A 19,258-nucleotide genomic window follows, 5' to 3' on the forward strand; every position below is an offset into this window, starting at 1 on the left:
ACTTACATACAATTATCCGAGAGCAACGCGCGCGGGCTTATCCAGGCGGCCGCTCAGGCCGATCAACAGAAACGCCACGAGAAAGATGACTGCTCCAATCCAAGGCGTTTGCGACAGACCAAAGTGCTCAACCGTCTGCCCACCAATAATGGAACCCAGTGCGATACCGACATTAAACGCGGCGATATTAAGACCGGAAGCGACATCCACAGCGTTGGGTGTATAGAGTTCGGCTTTCTGCACGACGTAGACCTGCAAACCCGGTACGTTGCCGAAGGCGAAGATCCCCATTACCAGTACCGTACCCAGCGCGGCATACTGTATGGAAGCGGTGAACTGGAAGACCAGTAACAGCACAACCAGGGCAGCAAAGATAATTTTCAGCGCCGGGACAGCGCCATGCTTATCGGCCAGCTTTCCGCCCCAGATATTGCCGATCGCCACCGAAACGCCATAGCCCAGCAGGATCCAGCTTACTGCGCCCGGTGAAAAGCCAGCCAGATCCTGCATCATTGGCGCCAGGAAGGTAAATGCGGTAAACACGCCGCCATAGCCCAGCGCCGTAATGGCATAGATCATCAGCAAACGAGGATGAGTCAGCACTTTCAGCTGGTCGCGCAGCGTCGCTGCTGCGCGACCCGGAATAGTGGACGGGATCAGTACCAGACTGCTAATCAGCGCAATCACGCCCAGCAGAGAGACCGCCAGGAAGGTTTCACGCCAGCCAAAATGTTGCCCAATAAAGGTGCCCAGCGGTACACCCGTCACCAGGGCTACGGTTAAACCGCCAAACATAATGGCAATAGCAGAGGCCGCTTTCTCTTTCGGCACCAGGCTCGTCGCAATTGTCGAGCCGATGGAGAAGAAGACGCCATGAGCCAGCCCCGTCAGGAGGCGGGCAATGACCAGGGTTGTGTAATCAGGTGCCTGCCAGGCAAGGATGTTGCCTGCGGTAAACAGCACCATCAACGCCATCAGCAGCTGTTTACGCGGCAGACGGCCTGTGAGTGCGGTCAGTACCGGTGCGCCGATAGCCACACCGAGGGCATAGATAGAAACCAGTAAACCCGCCGAAGGCAGCGAGATGGCAAGTTGGTCAGCAATCGTAGGAACCAGACCTACAATAACAAATTCAGTCGTGCCGATTGCAAAGGCACTGATCGTCAGGGCAAGTAGCGCCAGAGGCATAAATAACTCCGTCTCATCAGGATTAAGATGACACGGAGTATGCGCCAGTGTTTAAATAACAAAAATGCTCAAAGTATCAATACAATTTTGCGGATAAAGCAATAATGAAAGCAACGTCTGAGGAACTGGCGATATTTGTCGCCGTCGTTGAGAGCGGCAGTTTTAGCCGTGCCGCGGAACAGCTGGGACAGGCTAATTCAGCCGTCAGCCGCTCGGTGAAAAAGCTGGAGATGAAGCTGGGCGTCAGCCTGCTTAACCGGACGACCCGGCAACTGAGCCTGACCGAAGAAGGCGAACGCTATTTTCGCCGCGTGCAGTCTATTCTGCAGGAGATGGCCGCCGCAGAAACAGAGATCATGGAGACGCGCAGCACGCCACGTGGGCTTCTGCGTATCGATGCGGCGACGCCCGTGGTGCTGCATTTCCTGATGCCTTTAATTAAACCTTTCCGCGAACGTTATCCGGAAATGACGCTCTCTCTGGTCTCTTCAGAAACATTTATCAACCTGATTGAGCGCAAGGTGGATGTGGCGATCCGCGCGGGGACGCTGACCGATTCCAGCCTGCGGGCACGCCCGCTGTTCACCAGTTATCGCAAAATCATCGCCTCCCCGGCCTATATTGCCCGTTTCGGCAGGCCTGAGACGATAGAGGAACTGAAGCAGCATCTCTGCCTGGGCTTTACGGAGCCGGTATCCCTTAATACATGGCCTCTCGCCTGCCATGACGGCCAGCTGCATGAAGTGGTTTGCGGTTTATCATCAAACAGCGGCGAGACGCTCAAACAGTTATGCCTTGAAGGAAATGGGATTGCCTGCCTGTCGGATTATATGATTGATAAAGAGATTGCGCGGGGGGAGTTAGTCGAGCTGATGGCAGACAAGCGCCTGCCGGTAGAGATGCCCTTCAGCGCGGTTTATTACAGTGACAGAGCGGTAAGCACCCGCATCCGGGCCTTTATCGACTTTCTGAGCGAGCATGTAAAACAGCTCCCGAAGGAGCTGTGAGAGGGTTCAGGGTACAGAGGGCGGGCTAGATTAGTCCCACTTCGGCGCCAGTCCTTCCGGGCTAACCAGACGATCGTTGCAATCCAGTGCAGCGATCGCTTTTTTGTCGTCCTGATCCAGCACCAGATCCTGTGCCAGCAGATTGCTCGCCAGGTTTTCACGCTTGGTTGAAGAAGGGATCACTGCATAACCCTCCCCCATCGCCCATGCCAGGATAACCTGTGCTGCGGTGGCATTATGCCTGGCAGCAATGCGCAGAATGGTTTCGTCTTTCAGAGCCTTACCGTAAGCCAGCGTCATGTAAGAAGTGATATGGATGGCGTGCTGCTTCGCCCACTCCACCACCTGACGGTTTTGCAGGTAAGGAGATAGTTCGATCTGGTTGGTGGCGATATTTTCTGCGCCAACTGCGGCAATTGCCCTTCCCATCAACGGGATAGTGAAGTTGGAGATACCAATTTCGCGCGTCAGTCCCTGCGTTTTCGCTTCCAGCAAAGCCTGCATGAATTCTTCAACGGACACCGCATCGTTCGGCGATGGCCAGTGGATCAGGGTCAGATCGACATAATCGGTGCGCAGCTTTTTCAGGCTCTCTTTCAGGCTTGGGATTAATTTCTCTTTGCTGAGGTTCTCAATCCAAATCTTGGTGGTAATAAAAAGCGCGTCGCGTGGTACGCCGCTCTCTGCGATCGCCTGACCCACAGCGGATTCGTTGTCGTAGATTTGGGCGGTATCAATCGTGCGATAGCCCAGTTCGAGGGCAGTTTTAACGGATGCGATAACAACGTCGTCTTTCAGGCGGAAAGTGCCAAGACCGAATGCAGGGATAGACATGAAATTCCTCTTTTCTTCATCATGTTTGTTAATAAAGAGGATTATCTCTGGCGGGGATATGTGAAAAAAGATCGTATTAAGCAGAGGATTTTTGCGTTTACAGCAATAATTAAACAGCAGGCAAGAAAAAAGCCCTGAGCGTGAGCTCAGGGCTTCTTAATAAGTGGCGGAACGGACGGGACTCGAACCCGCGACCCCCTGCGTGACAGGCAGGTATTCTAACCGACTGAACTACCGCTCCACCGAATACTTCTGTAACTACCGGTTTATTGCCCCAGTTTATTATGTAATTTGATGCCTGGCAGTTCCCTACTCTCGCATGGGGAGACCCCACACTACCATCGGCGCTACGGCGTTTCACTTCTGAGTTCGGCATGGGGTCAGGTGGGACCACCGCGCTACAGCCGCCAGGCAAATTCTGTAATCTGTATCAGCTGAAAATCTCTCAAACCCACCGAAACAGCTTCGGCGTTGTAAGGTTAAGCCTCACGGTTCATTAGTACCGGTTAGCTCAACGCATCGCTGCGCTTACACACCCGGCCTATCAACGTCGTCGTCTTCAACGTTCCTTCAGGACTCTCAAGGAGTCAGGGAGAACTCATCTCGGGGCAAGTTTCGTGCTTAGATGCTTTCAGCACTTATCTCTTCCGCATTTAGCTACCGGGCAGTGCCATTGGCATGACAACCCGAACACCAGTGATGCGTCCACTCCGGTCCTCTCGTACTAGGAGCAGCCCCCTCAATTCTCCAGCGCCCACGGCAGATAGGGACCGAACTGTCTCACGACGTTCTAAACCCAGCTCGCGTACCACTTTAAATGGCGAACAGCCATACCCTTGGGACCTACTTCAGCCCCAGGATGTGATGAGCCGACATCGAGGTGCCAAACACCGCCGTCGATATGAACTCTTGGGCGGTATCAGCCTGTTATCCCCGGAGTACCTTTTATCCGTTGAGCGATGGCCCTTCCATACAGAACCACCGGATCACTATGACCTGCTTTCGCACCTGCTCGAGCCGTCACTCTCGCAGTCAAGCCAGCTTATGCCATTGCACTAACCTCCTGATGTCCGACCAGGATTAGCTGACCTTCGTGCTCCTCCGTTACTCTTTAGGAGGAGACCGCCCCAGTCAAACTACCCACCAGACACTGTCCGCAACCCGGATTACGGGTCCACGTTAGAACACCAGCCATTAAAGGGTGGTATTTCAAGGACGGCTCCATGCAGACTGGCGTCCACACTTCAAAGCCTCCCACCTATCCTACACATCAAGGACCAGTGTTCAGTGTCAAGCTATAGTAAAGGTTCACGGGGTCTTTCCGTCTTGCCGCGGGTACACTGCATCTTCACAGCGATTTCAATTTCACTGAGTCTCGGGTGGAGACAGCCTGGCCATCATTACGCCATTCGTGCAGGTCGGAACTTACCCGACAAGGAATTTCGCTACCTTAGGACCGTTATAGTTACGGCCGCCGTTTACCGGGGCTTCGATCAAGAGCTTCGCGTTACCGCTAACCCCATCAATTAACCTTCCGGCACCGGGCAGGCGTCACACCGTATACGTCCACTTTCGTGTTTGCACAGTGCTGTGTTTTTAATAAACAGTTGCAGCCAGCTGGTATCTTCGACTGATTTCAGCTCCACCCGCAGGGGCTTCACCTACATATCAGCGTGCCTTCTCCCGAAGTTACGGCACCATTTTGCCTAGTTCCTTCACCCGAGTTCTCTCAAGCGCCTTGGTATTCTCTACCTGACCACCTGTGTCGGTTTGGGGTACGATTTGATGTTACCTGATGCTTAGAGGCTTTTCCTGGAAGCAGGGCATTTGTTGCTTCAGCACCGTAGTGCCTCGTCATCACACCTCAGCGTTAAAAGGTACCGGATTTACCTGGAACCTCCGCCTACATGCTTAAACCGGGACAACCGTCGCCCGGCCAACATAGCCTTCTCCGTCCCCCCTTCGCAGTAACACCGAGTACAGGAATATTAACCTGTTTCCCATCGACTACGCCTTTCGGCCTCGCCTTAGGGGTCGACTCACCCTGCCCCGATTAACGTTGGACAGGAACCCTTGGTCTTCCGGCGAGCGGGCTTTTCACCCGCTTTATCGTTACTTATGTCAGCATTCGCACTTCTGATACCTCCAGCATGCCTCACGGCACACCTTCGCAGGCTTACAGAACGCTCCCCTACCCAACAACACATAGTGTCGCTGCCGCAGCTTCGGTGCATGGTTTAGCCCCGTTACATCTTCCGCGCAGGCCGACTCGACCAGTGAGCTATTACGCTTTCTTTAAATGATGGCTGCTTCTAAGCCAACATCCTGGCTGTCTGTGCCTTCCCACATCGTTTCCCACTTAACCATGACTTTGGGACCTTAGCTGGCGGTCTGGGTTGTTTCCCTCTTCACGACGGACGTTAGCACCCGCCGTGTGTCTCCCGTGATAACATTCTCCGGTATTCGCAGTTTGCATCGGGTTGGTAAGCCGGGATGGCCCCCTAGCCGAAACAGTGCTCTACCCCCGGAGATGAATTCACGAGGCGCTACCTAAATAGCTTTCGGGGAGAACCAGCTATCTCCCGGTTTGATTGGCCTTTCACCCCCAGCCACAGGTCATCCGCTAATTTTTCAACATTAGTCGGTTCGGTCCTCCAGTTAGTGTTACCCAACCTTCAACCTGCCCATGGCTAGATCACCGGGTTTCGGGTCTATACCCTGCAACTTAACGCCCAGTTAAGACTCGGTTTCCCTTCGGCTCCCCTATACGGTTAACCTTGCTACAGAATATAAGTCGCTGACCCATTATACAAAAGGTACGCAGTCACACCCGAAGGTGCTCCCACTGCTTGTACGTACACGGTTTCAGGTTCTTTTTCACTCCCCTCGCCGGGGTTCTTTTCGCCTTTCCCTCACGGTACTGGTTCACTATCGGTCAGTCAGGAGTATTTAGCCTTGGAGGATGGTCCCCCCATATTCAGACAGGATACCACGTGTCCCGCCCTACTCTTCGAGTTCACAGCAAGTGTGCTTTCGTGTACGGGAGTATCACCCTGTACCCTGCGACTTTCCAGACGCTTCCACTAACACACAAGCTGATTCAGACTCCGGGCTGCTCCCCGTTCGCTCGCCGCTACTGGGGGAATCTCGGTTGATTTCTTTTCCTCGGGGTACTTAGATGTTTCAGTTCCCCCGGTTCGCCTCGTTAACCTATGTATTCAGCTAACGATAGTGTGACGAATCACACTGGGTTTCCCCATTCGGACATCGCCGGGTCAAGGGTTCATATCACCTCGCCGGCGCTTTTCGCAGATTAGCACGTCCTTCATCGCCTCTGACTGCCAGGGCATCCACCGTGTACGCTTAGTCGCTTAACCTCACAACCCGAAGCTGTTTCACTTCGCGTTGTGAAAATTTGAGAGACTCGAACACACCGCATTTCTGTTCCTATTACGGAGAACAGACACAGTGTGTCGTTTCAATTTTCAGCTTGATCCAGATTTTTAAAGAGCAAAACTTCGCAGCGCACCCTTGCAGGTACACTCTGAAGTTTTCAGGTTGTGCAGTAAAGATGGTGGAGCTATGCGGGATCGAACCGCAGACCTCCTGCGTGCAAGGCAGGCGCTCTCCCAGCTGAGCTATAGCCCCATCGTGGCAAATCTCTTCAAATTTGCATCGCAAATTTGGTAGGCCTGAGTGGACTTGAACCACCGACCTCACCCTTATCAGGGGTGCGCTCTAACCACCTGAGCTACAAGCCTGCAGAGATTTTTTACTGCTAATTTTCATCAGACAATCTGTGTGAGCACTACAAAGGCAGGTTCTTTAAGGTAAGGAGGTGATCCAACCGCAGGTTCCCCTACGGTTACCTTGTTACGACTTCACCCCAGTCATGAATCACAAAGTGGTAAGCGCCCTCCCGAAGGTTAAGCTACCTACTTCTTTTGCAACCCACTCCCATGGTGTGACGGGCGGTGTGTACAAGGCCCGGGAACGTATTCACCGTAGCATTCTGATCTACGATTACTAGCGATTCCGACTTCATGGAGTCGAGTTGCAGACTCCAATCCGGACTACGACGCACTTTATGAGGTCCGCTTGCTCTCGCGAGGTCGCTTCTCTTTGTATGCGCCATTGTAGCACGTGTGTAGCCCTACTCGTAAGGGCCATGATGACTTGACGTTATCCCCACCTTCCTCCAGTTTATCACTGGCAGTCTCCTTTGAGTTCCCGGCCGGACCGCTGGCAACAAAGGATAAGGGTTGCGCTCGTTGCGGGACTTAACCCAACATTTCACAACACGAGCTGACGACAGCCATGCAGCACCTGTCTCAGAGTTCCCGAAGGCACCAAGCCATCTCTGGCAAGTTCTCTGGATGTCAAGAGTAGGTAAGGTTCTTCGCGTTGCATCGAATTAAACCACATGCTCCACCGCTTGTGCGGGCCCCCGTCAATTCATTTGAGTTTTAACCTTGCGGCCGTACTCCCCAGGCGGTCGACTTAACGCGTTAGCTCCGGAAGCCACGCCTCAAGGGCACAACCTCCAAGTCGACATCGTTTACGGCGTGGACTACCAGGGTATCTAATCCTGTTTGCTCCCCACGCTTTCGCACCTGAGCGTCAGTCTTTGTCCAGGGGGCCGCCTTCGCCACCGGTATTCCTCCAGATCTCTACGCATTTCACCGCTACACCTGGAATTCTACCCCCTCTACAAGACTCAAGCCTGCCAGTTTCAAATGCAGTTCCCAGGTTGAGCCCGGGGATTTCACATCTGACTTAACAGACCGCCTGCGTGCGCTTTACGCCCAGTAATTCCGATTAACGCTTGCACCCTCCGTATTACCGCGGCTGCTGGCACGGAGTTAGCCGGTGCTTCTTCTGCGAGTAACGTCAATCACTGCGGTTATTAGCCACAATGCCTTCCTCCTCGCTGAAAGTACTTTACAACCCGAAGGCCTTCTTCATACACGCGGCATGGCTGCATCAGGCTTGCGCCCATTGTGCAATATTCCCCACTGCTGCCTCCCGTAGGAGTCTGGACCGTGTCTCAGTTCCAGTGTGGCTGGTCATCCTCTCAGACCAGCTAGGGATCGTCGCCTAGGTGAGCCATTACCCCACCTACTAGCTAATCCCATCTGGGCACATCCGATGGCAAGAGGCCCGAAGGTCCCCCTCTTTGGTCTTGCGACATTATGCGGTATTAGCTACCGTTTCCAGTAGTTATCCCCCTCCATCAGGCAGTTTCCCAGACATTACTCACCCGTCCGCCACTCGTCACCCGAGAGCAAGCTCTCTGTGCTACCGTTCGACTTGCATGTGTTAGGCCTGCCGCCAGCGTTCAATCTGAGCCATGATCAAACTCTTCAATTTAAGTTTGATGCTCGTGAATTAAACTTCGTAATGAATTACGTGTTCACTCAGAGACTTGGTATTCATTTTTCGTCCGAGGACGTTAAGAATCCATGTCACTTTGAGTGCCCACACAGATTGTCTGATAAATTGTTAAAGAGCAGTGCAACGCGGCTTTCGCTCGCCGTTGCGAGGTGGCGTATATTACGCTTTCCTCTTTCAGAGTCAAGCGATTATTTTCGCTTTTCTCTTCAACCCACCCGGCTGTTAGTGTGAAGTGATTCACATCTGCCGTGTCGATGGAGGCGCATTATAGGGAGTTCTCCGGCGCTGACAAGCGGAAAACGACAATTTTATTTCAACCGCTCACCTTTTCGCCACAATGCCTATTTTTGCTGCTTTTTGATGGTTTCCGGCAGCGCTGCCAGGCTGTTAATCACGCAATCCGCTGCATTTTCCGCTTCAGGCGTGACAGGCTTGCCAGTACGCACCAGAATTTTATGACCAACGCCTGCCGCGGCAGCTGCCTGCATATCTTCCAGTTTATCGCCCACCATATATGAAGCGCTCATATCTATATGAAGGAACTCTTGTGCGGAAGTGAGCATACCCGGATGTGGTTTTCGGCAATCACAGGTCTGGCGATACTCGTCTACGGTTCCCTGTGGGTGATGCGGACAATAATAGATACCGTCCAGATCAACGCCGCGATCCGCCAGTGACCAGTCCATCCATTCCGTTAAGGTCTCAAACTGTGCTTCGGTGAATTTACCGCGCGCGATACCTGACTGGTTGGTGACCACCACCAGCGCAAATCCCATCTCTTTTAATTCACGCATGGCTTCAATAACGCCATCGATGAATTCAAATTCGTCTATCTCATGCACATAACCATGATCGACATTAATTGTGCCGTCACGATCGAGAAAAATTGCGGGTACTGATTTTGCCACCGGTTTGCTCCTGAATAGGGATGTCTGCGTAGTATCTCATGTTTCACTGCGCAAGAAAGTGCTCATCGCGCACAGTTGGATTGATTTAGACGTCTGGATGCCTTAACATCCGTTTTGTTGACGGTCATCGCCCGTATCAGGCAGCAGAAAATGCCACGGCTAACTTACATACGATAAAAATAATCTAATGATTAAACTTTCGAATATCACCAAAGTGTTCCAGCAAGGGAACCGTACCATTCAGGCGTTGAACAACGTTAGCCTGCATGTTCCGGCTGGGCAGATTTATGGCGTCATTGGCGCCTCAGGTGCAGGTAAAAGTACGCTCATTCGTTGCGTTAACCTGCTTGAACGCCCGACCGAAGGTCACGTTCAGGTTGATGGTACGGAACTGACTACGCTTTCAGAAGCAGAACTGACTAAAGCCCGCCGCCAGATTGGCATGATCTTCCAGCACTTTAATCTGCTCTCTTCGCGCACAGTGTTTGGCAACGTTGCCCTGCCGCTGGAGCTGGATAACACGTCCAAAGACGAAATTAAACGTCGCGTGACCGAACTGCTGGATCTGGTCGGTCTGAGCGAGAAGCACGACACCTTCCCGGCCAACTTGTCCGGCGGACAAAAACAGCGCGTGGCGATTGCGCGTGCACTGGCCAGCAACCCAAAAGTATTACTCTGTGACGAAGCCACCAGCGCCCTGGATCCTGCAACTACCCGCTCGATTCTGGAACTTTTGAAAGATATTAACCGTCGCCTGGGGCTGACCATCCTCCTTATTACGCACGAGATGGACGTGGTTAAACGCATCTGCGACTGCGTGGCGGTAATAAGCCAGGGTGAACTGATTGAACAAGACACCGTGAGCGAAGTGTTCTCGCATCCGAAAACCCCACTGGCGCAGCAGTTTATTCAGGCCACTCTGCATCTGGATATTCCGGAAGACTATCTGGCACGTTTAAAGGCGCAACCAGAAACAAACAGCGTTCCGATGCTGCGAATGGAGTTTACCGGCAAGTCAGTGGATGCCCCGCTGCTGTCTGAAACCGCCCGTCGTTTCAACGTGAACAACAACATTATTAGCGCGCAGATGGATTATGCCGGTGGCGTGAAGTTCGGCATTATGCTGACCGAAATGCACGGCACGCAACAGGATACCCAGGCCGCTATCGCCTGGCTGCAAGAGCATCATGTAAAAGTAGAGGTACTGGGTTATGTCTGAGGCAATGATGTGGTTGCTGGCACGTGGCGTATGGGAAACGCTGGCGATGACCTTCGTATCCGGCTTCTTCGGTTTTGTCATTGGCCTGCCGGTGGGCGTGCTGCTGTACGTCACCCGTCCGGGTCAGATTATTGAGAACGCAAAACTTTACCGCACGCTCTCCGCGCTGGTGAACATCTTCCGTTCCATTCCCTTCATCATTCTGTTGGTATGGATGATCCCCTTCACCCGCGTTATTGTGGGCACATCCATCGGCCTGCAGGCTGCCATCGTCCCCCTGACCGTGGGTGCTGCGCCGTTTATCGCCCGTATGGTTGAGAACGCGCTGTTAGAGATCCCGTCGGGGCTGATTGAAGCGTCCCGGGCGATGGGTGCGACGCCGATGCAGATTGTACGCAAAGTCTTACTGCCAGAAGCCCTGCCAGGTCTGGTCAACGCGGCCACCATCACGCTGATTACTCTGGTGGGTTACTCAGCGATGGGTGGTGCGGTAGGCGCCGGTGGTCTGGGTCAGATCGGCTATCAGTATGGTTACATCGGCTACAATGCTACCGTTATGAATACCGTGCTGGTTCTGCTGGTTGTACTGGTTTATCTCATTCAATTCTCTGGCGATCGCATCGTCCGGGCTGTTACGCACAAATAACGTTACACAACACAAACTCGACGAGTTAAGGATAAAAACATGGCGTTTAAATTTAAGACCTTTGCTGCGGTAGGCGCGCTGATCGGCTCTCTGGCACTGGTAGGTTGTGGCCAGGACGAAAAAGATCCAAACCACATCAAAGTGGGTGTTATCGTCGGTGCGGAGCAGCAGGTTGCAGAGACGGCAGCGAAAGTGGCCAAAGAGAAGTATGGCCTGGACGTGGAGCTGGTGACTTTCAACGATTATGTTCTGCCTAACGAAGCGCTGAGCAAAGGCGATATCGATGCTAACGCCTTCCAGCACAAACCGTACCTGGATCAGCAGATCAAAGATCGTGGCTACAAGCTGGTTGCGGTAGGCAATACTTTCGTTTACCCAATCGCGGGCTACTCCAAAAAAATCAAATCATTAGAAGAACTGCAGGACGGTTCTCAGGTAGCAGTGCCTAACGATCCAACCAACCTTGGTCGTTCCCTGCTGCTGCTGCAGAAAGTAGGTCTGATTAAACTGAAAGATGGTGTTGGCCTGCTGCCGACCGTTCTGGATGTGACCGAGAACCCAAAAAACCTGAAAATTGTTGAGCTGGAAGCGCCACAGCTGCCACGTTCTCTGGATGATGCGCAGATCGCCCTGGCGGTTATCAACACCACTTACGCCAGCCAGATTAACCTGACGCCAGCGAAAGACGGTATCTTCGTGGAAGATAAAGACTCTCCGTACGTGAACCTGATCGTTACCCGCGAAGATAACAAAGATGCGGAAAACGTGAAGAAGTTCGTACAGGCTTACCAGTCTGATGAAGTTTACCAGGAAGCAAACAAAGTCTTTAACGGTGGTGCAGTTAAAGGCTGGTAATCTTACCTTTGTGTAATATCATTCAGGACGGGCGTAAGCCCGTCTTGTCATTTATGCAGGCAACTGATTCAATATCTGACGATTTGATTATTCATTGAGGAAATAATATGCGTGCTTTACCGATCTGTCTTTTAGCACTGATGCTGAGCGGTTGTTCTATGCTAAGCAGATCTCCTGTTGAACCTGTTAAAAGCACAGCAACCCCGCCGAAAGTGGAGCCTGAAAAGCCAAAAGCACCACGTCCTGCGCCGGTCAGAATCTATACCAAGGCTGAAGATTTAGTGGGTAAACCGTTCCGCGATCTGGGTGAAGTCTCCGGCGAATCTTGCCAGGCTACCAACCAGGATTCTCCTCCAAATATCCCTACTGCGCGTAAACGCATGCAGATCAATGCCTCTAAAATGAAGGCCAATGCGGTTCTGCTGCACAGCTGCGAAGTCACCAGCGGCACACCTGGCTGCTATCGTCAGGCCGTTTGCGTAGGTTCTGCCCTTAACGTCTCGGCGAAATGAGTGCATTCCAGTTCGAGCAGATAGGCGTTATTCGCTCACCCTATAAAGAGAAGTTTGCCGTGCCACGCCAGCCTGGTCTGGTGAAAAGCTGTAGCGGCGAACTTCACTTGCTCGCGCCCTATAATCAGGCCGATGCCGTGCGCGGGCTGGAAGCGTTCAGCCACCTGTGGGTGCTGTTTATCTTTCATCAGACCATGGCTGGCGGCTGGCGCCCTACCGTGCGCCCACCTCGTCTCGGCGGTAACGCCCGGATGGGAGTGTTTGCCACGCGCTCGACCTTTCGTCCAAACCCTGTCGGTATGTCGCTCATCGAACTGAAAGGCATTCGCTGCCAGAAGGATCAGGTGATTCTGGAGCTTGGCAGCCTGGATCTGGTGGACGGTACGCCCGTAGTGGATATCAAACCTTATCTGCCCTTTGCCGAAGCCTTGCCGGATGCGCGTGCCAGCTACGCCCAGCAGGCCCCCCAGGCAGATACGCCGGTCTGGTTTACCGATGCGCTCACCCCCCAGTTGCTCCAGCTGGAGAAGGGCTATCCTCGTCTGCGGGAATTTATCATCGACGTGCTGGCCCAGGATCCCCGTCCGGCCTATCGCAAAGAGGAAGAGGCCGGGAAAACCTACGCCGTCCTGCTGCTGGATTTTAACGTTCGCTGGCGCGTTACCGCGGCCGGCTTTGAAGTGTTTGCCCTCGAGCCTCAGTAATTTTATCCTCTTCTCTTTTGGCATCTTTGCCACACTGGTAAACTAAACCACTTTTTTTGTGTCAGGCTGCCGGTCAGCCTGTTCCACTCTTCGAAATGGAACCGTAACAACATGCGTACTAGCCAATATCTGCTCTCCACTCTGAAGGAGACACCTGCCGACGCCGAGGTGATCAGCCACCAACTGATGCTGCGCGCCGGGATGATCCGCAAGCTGGCCTCCGGGTTATACACCTGGTTGCCGACCGGCGTGCGCGTCCTGAAAAAAGTCGAAAACATCGTGCGTGAAGAGATGAATAACGCCGGTGCTATCGAGGTGTTAATGCCGGTAGTTCAGCCCTCTGAACTGTGGCAGGAGAGTGGTCGCTGGGAGCAGTATGGTCCGGAACTGCTGCGTATTGCCGATCGTGGCGATCGTCCATTCGTTCTCGGTCCAACGCATGAAGAGGTCATTACCGATCTGATCCGCAACGAGCTGAGCTCATACAAGCAGCTGCCGCTGAACTTCTTCCAGATCCAGACCAAATTCCGTGATGAAGTGCGTCCACGTTTTGGCGTCATGCGCTCTCGCGAATTCCTGATGAAAGATGCTTACTCTTTCCACACTTCTCAGGAATCGCTGCAGGAGACCTATGACAAGATGTACGAAGCGTACAGCAAAATCTTCTCCCGCATGGGTCTGGATTTCCGCGCCGTTCAGGCTGATACCGGTTCTATCGGCGGTAGCGCATCCCATGAGTTCCAGGTACTGGCACAGAGCGGTGAAGACGATGTGATCTTCTCTGACTCCTCTGATTACGCCGCGAACATTGAGTTTGCAGAAGCGCTGGCGCCAAAAGCACCACGTGCTGCGGCAACCGAAGAGATGAAGCTGGTTGATACACCAAACGCGAAAACCATCGCCGAGTTGGTTGAGCAGTTTAATCTGCCGATCGAAAAAACGGTTAAAACCCTGCTGGTGAAATCTACCGAAGGCAGCGCCTATCCGCTGGTTGCTCTGCTGGTCCGTGGCGATCACGAGTTGAACGAAGTGAAAGCCGAGAAGCTGCCACAGGTTGCAAGCCCGTTAACCTTCGCAACGGAAGCGGAAATCCGCGCCGTCGTGAACGCTGGCCCGGGTTCCCTGGGTCCGGTAAATATGCCTGTTCCTGTTGTGGTTGACCGCACGGTTGCCGCGATGAGCGACTTCTCTGCTGGCGCGAACATCGACGGCAAACACTATTTCGGCATTAACTGGGATCGCGACGTCGCGACGCCAGAAGTGGCGGATATTCGTAACGTGGTGGCAGGCGATCCAAGCCCGGACGGCAACGGCACCCTGATGATCAAACGCGGTATCGAAGTCGGGCATATCTTCCAGTTGGGTGATAAATACTCCCGCGCACTGAACGCCGCCGTTCAGGGTGAAGATGGCCGTAACCAGATCCTGACCATGGGCTGCTACGGTATTGGGGTGACCCGTGTGGTTGCTGCCGCTATCGAGCAGAACTACGACGAGCGTGGCATCGTCTGGCCGGACAACATCGCTCCGTTCCAGGTGGCGATCCTGCCGATGAACATGCATAAGTCCTACCGTGTGCAGGAGCTGGCGGAAAAACTCTACAGCGAGCTGCGTGCGCAGGGTATCGAAGTGCTGATGGACGATCGTAAAGAGCGCCCAGGCGTGATGTTTGCGGATATGGAACTGATCGGCATTCCGCACACCATCGTGATCGGCGATCGTAACCTCGATAATGACGAGATCGAGTATAAGTATCGTCGTAACGGTGAGAAGCAGATGATTAAAACCGGTGACGTGCTTGATTATCTGGTGAAAGCCATCAAGGCGTAAGCCATAAAAAAACCCTGCTGATGCGGGGTTTTTTATTGTCGCTATTTGCTGCCGCAGTTTTTGTCCGCTTCAAAGCGGGCGTCTCTGTCCGGTACCAGCATTTTGACTTTTTCACCACTGTCCGGGTTAGCCTCAAGAGTAAAATGCCCGTTCACGGTGAGCAGCACCGGTTTAGTATCATTTCCGCGCGCCGCCGCGTAATCCCGCTCCAGCTGCGCGTTATTCGCCACGCTCACCTTTTTGCCGGTGGCACAGTCGGTGAAGGTCGCCGCATCGGCCATATAGAAATACATGCCGCGCATCGCCATTGGCGTTGATGGCAGGGCAGCATTTACGGGCGCCAGCGTGTAGTTAAACTGCGACTCAATCGGATTTCCTTCCCGATCGAGCATCTCCAGCCCTTCGCCTTTCGCCCGGAAATAATGCTTTTCGCCCTGCGTATCCGTCAGCACCAGCTTATCCGCCGTTCGCGCCCAGCTGCCGTAGCTGGCGAAAGAGGAAGGCGCTTTTGCCCCCTGATAATGTTGATTCATTACCCAGGTGCCATCTTTTTCCAGAAACAGTGAGGTTTCGATACCTTCGCAATCGGCGCAGGGTAAAATCCCCCGCCAGCTCTGCTGCATCGGTTTTAGCGCCTCTTCATGGGCTGGCTCCAGCGCCTGTACTTCTGCCCGGTTATGACATCCCATCAGGATGACCAGCGCACCTGCAGCCACCACTGAAAATATTGCTGTTTTCACATCAGATTCCTTTTCTCAACCCGCCTGCTCCCCGTTAATCCTGGGGGCCTCGAACTTTGCCACGCAGTGCTTTGACGGTCGATTTTTGTGATTTAGAAGCCAGACGGCGCTCTTTCGATGCGCGTGTCGGGCGGGTTGCCCGCCGGCTTTTTTGCACTGCCGTTAACTCTTGTATTACCGCCACCAGCCGGGCAAGCGCGGCTTCCCGGTTCATCTCCTGGCTGCGGTACTCCTGCGCCTTGATAATAATGATGCCGTCAGAGGTGATCAGATGATGGCTGGCGGCGATCAGGCGCTCTTTATAATACTCTGGCAGGCTGGATGCCCGAATGTCAAAGCGCAGATGAATAGCCGTTGAGGTTTTGTTCACATGCTGGCCCCCTGCTCCCTGGGCACGGATCGCGGTGATCTCCACTTCATGATCGGGCAGGGCGACGGTTCGGGACACTACGATCATGAACGGGACTGCCAGGCTTCCGGATGAATTTCCAGATTATTCTCAGCATCCGACAGCCAGATGGCGCCATCCTGAATGGTTGCCTGCAGAATCATGGTTCGACCGGCAAATGCGCTCAGCTTAGCCAGTTGGTCATCATCCAGATACCAGACAGACAGGTTGGCAAACTGGGCGCACTTATTCTTGTTCTGCTGCCACCAGATCTCCGCTGCGCGGCTGTTGTAGGTAAAGAGCGCCACTTCAGCAGATTGCGTGCAGGCTTTCTTAATGCGACGCTCATCCGGCAGGCCCAGCTCAATCCAGAGATCGATACCGAGATGATCGTTGAGCAGCCAGGCTTCCGGCTCGTCTTCCGCACTTAACCCGCGGGTAAATTGCAGGCGTTCATTGGCGTACTTAATCCATGCCAGCAGGCGCAGCATCATGCGCTCTTGCGTTTCGGAGGGATGACGCGCCAGCGTCAAGGTCGCATCCAGAAACTGATTGCGGTCTAAATCCGCCACATTGACCGCGGCTTTGTAAATTGTCGCTTTAAGCGCCATGAGAGAACTCCTTTCGAATCAGGTGCGCATTGTAGCGAAATCTCCGCCAAAAGGCTGTTACAGGCTTGAGAATGTCTGCGACATCAACCTGCTGATATTGCTTAAATGAGTATGGTATAGTCACCTTGCTAAACCGAGTTTATCTTCGTAGGCTTAATGGTATCTCACAGTAAAGTCAGTGCGCTGGCAGGAGGGGATGTGGAAAATTATTGTGAGCTAATTCGCAAACGGTATGCGGAGATTGCCAGCGGCGATCTGGGGTATATCCCCGATGCGTTGGGCTGTGTATTGAAAGTTCTGAATGAAATGGCGTCGGATGACACGCTTTCAGAATCGGTCAGAGAAAAAGCAGCATATGCTGCTGCGAATTTACTGGTGAGCGATTATGTCAATGAATGATACCTATCAACCTATTAACTGCGATGACTACGACAATCTCGAACTCGCCTGCCAGCATCACCTGCTTCTTACGCTGGCGTTAAAAGATGGCGAAGTGCTGAAGGCCAAGGCGAACGATCTGGTTTCCCGTAAGAACGTGGAGTATCTGGTTGTGGAAGAAGGCGGCGCAACGCGCGAACTGCGTCTCGATAAAATAGCCAGCTTCAGTCATCCCGAAATCGGCACCGTTGTGGTGAGCGAGTCCTGATCCCGTGTAACGGGCAGCCTGCTGCCCGTTACGTTTTCCACTCCAGCTCTACGCCCCGATCCGCTTCAGCCGCCCCTTCATGCGTTACAAACACCCCCGCCGCTGCCACCAACGTTTCTCCGTAGAATAGAAGCGGCGTGCTGTCCCGACGCCAGGGGGCAACGTTAAGTTCCTGCCAGATTTTTTTGATCTTACGTCCGCCGTTTCGCCCGACAATGTGCAGCGTACCGCTGGCGCGAAAGCGCACCGTTACGGGCTCATCTGCCCGCGGCAGCCGAAGAGCGCCCCCCGTCTTGAGATGAAGCGTACCCAGCCCTTCGGGCAGAGAGAGGGGACGATCCAGCAACGACCAGTCGATAACCCGATCGGCCAGCGAGGCGTGAACTTTCACCCACCACAGCTGACCGCGAAAGCGACGGATCTCCCCTTCGCCGGAACGCAGCCGCGGTGCCGCATCTTCCCGGGCCAGCACCACTTCATCCCAGATGCGATTAAGCATGGCGCGTGACGGCATTAACGCCCCGTGCAGCGCCAGCCATCGGCGCAGCAACGCGGCCCGGCGTACCGCACTCATCGCCTGCAGTGGCGCGATAGCCAGCGCCCCGTCCGTAGACACTAAGGTTGAAAGCTCGTTTGCCAGCAGTTCATCCAACAGGTGCTCCTGCTCCGCGCACAGCGTGGCGCTGCGGGAGGTGGCCTGAGCAAAATGCGGCCAGCGCTCTGCCAGCAGCGGCAGGACGCGCAGACGCAAAAAATTGCGGTCATAGCTGTCGTCCTGGTTACTTTCATCCTCAATCCAGCGCAGATCCCAACGCTGGGCCCAGGCCAGTAGCGAGTCTCGCGTTTCACCAAGAAGGGGACGAATTTGTTCAGTACCGGCAAAACGCGCCCGTGCGGGCATGGCCGACAGCCCTGCCGGGCCGCTGCCGCGCTTTAGCGCCAGCAGAAAGGTTTCACACTGATCGTCCAGATGTTGCGCCGTGACCAGCGCTTCATCCGGCAACAGGGCATCGCGAAAGGCGGCATAACGCGCTTTACGCGCCTGCGCCTCCAGCCCCAGCCCCTCCTCCGCCAGCGTTACCCGCGCCACGATCAACGGGATACTCCACTGCTGGCACAGGTGTTGGCAATGGGCGACCCAGCTGTCGGCGTGGGGGCTCAGGCCGTGGTGAATATGGATAGCACGCAGTTCGAGGTCAGGCTCCTGTTCCCGCCACAGCATAAGCTGATGTAGCAATACCGTGGAATCCAGGCCACCGCTAAAGCCCACCAGCAGTCGGCGGTACGGATGAAGAGCTTGCTGAAGGTCGGCTGTGATCATCGTCGTCATTTATGCAGAAAGGTGCCCGGCACGTTACCGGGCATTCCCTGGCGAGGCAAGCGTTACTGCTGGTAGAGCTCCAGCGGCAGGCCATCAGGATCGTTGAAAAAGGTGAAGCGCTTTCCGGTGAAGGGATCGATACGGATGGCTTCGCACTTAACACCGTGGGATTCAAGATGCTCTACCGCCTGGTCAATGTCATCCACACTGAACGCCAGATGACGTAAACCGCAGGCTTCGGGCCGGGACGGACGCGCCGGCGGGAAGGGGAACGAAAAGAGCTCAATGACATACTGACCATTCAGCGCCAGGTCGCCTTTCCAGGAATCACGCTCTTCGCGATAAAACTCACTTTGCAGGGTAAAACCCAGCGTATCGCAGTAAAACGCCTTACTGGCGGCATAGTCGGTGGCAATGATTGCAATGTGATGAACCTGCTTTAAACCCAGCATAGC

The 19,258-nt window shown here is 54.0% G+C and carries 16 protein-coding genes, 3 tRNA genes, 3 rRNA genes and 1 pseudogene; 9 read left to right on the forward strand and 14 right to left on the reverse strand.

The window, feature by feature from the left end; translation table 11 throughout:
- Nucleotides 1-12: 12 nt before the first annotated feature.
- Nucleotides 13-1,188: an MFS transporter gene (locus DVA44_RS19590; protein WP_114387896.1), complete on the reverse strand. Its 1,176-nt coding sequence runs from the start codon at nucleotides 1,186-1,188 to the stop codon at nucleotides 13-15.
- Between the two features lie 104 nt (nucleotides 1,189-1,292).
- On the opposite strand from DVA44_RS19590, the pseudogene yafC reads away from it, so the two are divergent.
- Nucleotides 1,293-2,224 (forward strand): annotated as a pseudogene (gene yafC / locus DVA44_RS19595) (DNA-binding transcriptional regulator YafC).
- Nucleotide 2,225: 1 nt separating this feature from the next.
- Here the strand turns inward: yafC and dkgB are convergent.
- The 8 genes from dkgB to gmhB form a co-directional block, all read right to left on the reverse strand.
- Nucleotides 2,226-3,029: a 2,5-didehydrogluconate reductase DkgB gene (gene dkgB, locus DVA44_RS19600; RefSeq protein ID WP_114387897.1), complete on the reverse strand. Its 804-nt coding sequence runs from the start codon at nucleotides 3,027-3,029 to the stop codon at nucleotides 2,226-2,228.
- A gap of 164 nt (nucleotides 3,030-3,193) precedes the next feature.
- Nucleotides 3,194-3,270, reverse strand: a tRNA-Asp gene (locus tag DVA44_RS19605).
- Between the two features lie 55 nt (nucleotides 3,271-3,325).
- A 5S ribosomal RNA gene (rrf, locus tag DVA44_RS19610) occupies nucleotides 3,326-3,441 on the reverse strand.
- Nucleotides 3,442-3,504: 63 nt separating this feature from the next.
- Nucleotides 3,505-6,406 (reverse strand): 23S ribosomal RNA (locus DVA44_RS19615).
- A gap of 195 nt (nucleotides 6,407-6,601) precedes the next feature.
- Nucleotides 6,602-6,677 (reverse strand) — tRNA-Ala (locus tag DVA44_RS19620).
- Between the two features lie 36 nt (nucleotides 6,678-6,713).
- A tRNA-Ile gene (locus DVA44_RS19625) sits at nucleotides 6,714-6,790 on the reverse strand.
- A 70-nt stretch (nucleotides 6,791-6,860) separates the two neighbouring features.
- Nucleotides 6,861-8,399: ribosomal RNA gene (locus tag DVA44_RS19630) — 16S ribosomal RNA — on the reverse strand.
- Together the 16S, 23S and 5S rRNA genes with 3 tRNA genes alongside form the textbook arrangement of a ribosomal RNA operon.
- 365 nt (nucleotides 8,400-8,764) lie before the next feature.
- The gene (gmhB, locus tag DVA44_RS19635; protein WP_114387898.1) at nucleotides 8,765-9,331 is read right to left on the reverse strand and encodes a D-glycero-beta-D-manno-heptose 1,7-bisphosphate 7-phosphatase; all 567 of its coding nucleotides are present in this window, start codon (nucleotides 9,329-9,331) and stop codon (nucleotides 8,765-8,767) included.
- 187 nt (nucleotides 9,332-9,518) lie between these two features.
- Here gmhB and metN point away from each other — a divergent pair, with 187 nt between their 5' ends.
- The 6 genes from metN (at nucleotide 9,519) to proS (ending at nucleotide 15,097) form a co-directional block, all read left to right on the forward strand.
- Complete coding sequence (gene metN, locus DVA44_RS19640) at nucleotides 9,519-10,550, forward strand: methionine ABC transporter ATP-binding protein MetN (RefSeq protein ID WP_114387899.1); 1,032 nt, start codon at nucleotides 9,519-9,521, stop codon at nucleotides 10,548-10,550.
- Nucleotides 10,543-11,196, forward strand: coding sequence for a methionine ABC transporter permease MetI (locus tag DVA44_RS19645; RefSeq protein WP_039030285.1), 654 nt, complete (start codon nucleotides 10,543-10,545; stop codon nucleotides 11,194-11,196). The genes metN and DVA44_RS19645 overlap by 8 nt, the downstream gene beginning before the upstream one ends.
- Nucleotides 11,197-11,235: 39 nt before the next feature.
- Nucleotides 11,236-12,051 (forward strand): methionine ABC transporter substrate-binding lipoprotein MetQ, encoded by an 816-nt coding sequence (metQ, locus tag DVA44_RS19650; protein ID WP_039030286.1) that lies wholly within the window; start codon nucleotides 11,236-11,238, stop codon nucleotides 12,049-12,051.
- 107 nt (nucleotides 12,052-12,158) lie between these two features.
- Nucleotides 12,159-12,563, forward strand: a complete 405-nt coding sequence (gene rcsF / locus DVA44_RS19655; protein WP_103178358.1) for an Rcs stress response system protein RcsF — start codon at nucleotides 12,159-12,161, stop codon at nucleotides 12,561-12,563.
- On the forward strand, nucleotides 12,560-13,267 hold the full coding sequence (tsaA, locus tag DVA44_RS19660; protein ID WP_114387900.1) for a tRNA (N6-threonylcarbamoyladenosine(37)-N6)-methyltransferase TrmO: 708 nt from the start codon (nucleotides 12,560-12,562) through the stop codon (nucleotides 13,265-13,267). The genes rcsF and tsaA overlap by 4 nt, the downstream gene beginning before the upstream one ends.
- Before the next feature lie 111 nt (nucleotides 13,268-13,378).
- Complete coding sequence (gene proS / locus DVA44_RS19665; protein ID WP_114315848.1) at nucleotides 13,379-15,097, forward strand: proline--tRNA ligase; 1,719 nt, start codon at nucleotides 13,379-13,381, stop codon at nucleotides 15,095-15,097.
- A gap of 41 nt (nucleotides 15,098-15,138) precedes the next feature.
- On the opposite strand, the gene nlpE is transcribed toward proS, so the two are convergent.
- The 3 genes from nlpE to DVA44_RS19680 are packed head-to-tail and all read right to left on the reverse strand — an operon-like array spanning nucleotide 15,139 to nucleotide 16,836.
- A complete protein-coding gene (gene nlpE / locus DVA44_RS19670) occupies nucleotides 15,139-15,837 on the reverse strand; it encodes an envelope stress response activation lipoprotein NlpE (protein WP_114387901.1) in 699 nt (232 codons plus the stop codon).
- 34 nt (nucleotides 15,838-15,871) lie between these two features.
- On the reverse strand, nucleotides 15,872-16,294 hold the full coding sequence (arfB, locus tag DVA44_RS19675) for an alternative ribosome rescue aminoacyl-tRNA hydrolase ArfB (RefSeq protein ID WP_114387902.1): 423 nt from the start codon (nucleotides 16,292-16,294) through the stop codon (nucleotides 15,872-15,874).
- Nucleotides 16,291-16,836 (reverse strand): YaeQ family protein, encoded by a 546-nt coding sequence (locus DVA44_RS19680; protein ID WP_103178352.1) that lies wholly within the window; start codon nucleotides 16,834-16,836, stop codon nucleotides 16,291-16,293. The genes arfB and DVA44_RS19680 overlap by 4 nt, the downstream gene beginning before the upstream one ends.
- 198 nt (nucleotides 16,837-17,034) lie before the next feature.
- Here DVA44_RS19680 and DVA44_RS19685 point away from each other — a divergent pair, with 198 nt between their 5' ends.
- Nucleotides 17,035-17,235, forward strand: a complete 201-nt coding sequence (locus tag DVA44_RS19685; RefSeq protein ID WP_103823307.1) for a YaeP family protein — start codon at nucleotides 17,035-17,037, stop codon at nucleotides 17,233-17,235.
- A complete protein-coding gene (gene rof / locus DVA44_RS19690; RefSeq protein ID WP_114387903.1) occupies nucleotides 17,222-17,482 on the forward strand; it encodes a Rho-binding antiterminator in 261 nt (86 codons plus the stop codon). The genes DVA44_RS19685 and rof overlap by 14 nt, the downstream gene beginning before the upstream one ends.
- Nucleotides 17,483-17,510: 28 nt before the next feature.
- Here the strand turns inward: rof and tilS are convergent, their stop codons facing one another.
- Complete coding sequence (gene tilS / locus DVA44_RS19695; RefSeq protein ID WP_114387904.1) at nucleotides 17,511-18,803, reverse strand: tRNA lysidine(34) synthetase TilS; 1,293 nt, start codon at nucleotides 18,801-18,803, stop codon at nucleotides 17,511-17,513.
- A gap of 62 nt (nucleotides 18,804-18,865) precedes the next feature.
- Nucleotides 18,866-19,255 carry a VOC family protein gene (locus DVA44_RS19700; protein WP_103178348.1) on the reverse strand — a complete coding sequence of 130 codons (390 nt, stop codon included), beginning with the start codon at nucleotides 19,253-19,255 and terminating at the stop codon, nucleotides 18,866-18,868.
- Nucleotides 19,256-19,258: the final 3 nt, after the last annotated feature.

Source organism: Leclercia sp. W17 (assembly GCF_003336325.1).
Lineage (GTDB): Bacteria > Pseudomonadota > Gammaproteobacteria > Enterobacterales > Enterobacteriaceae > Enterobacter.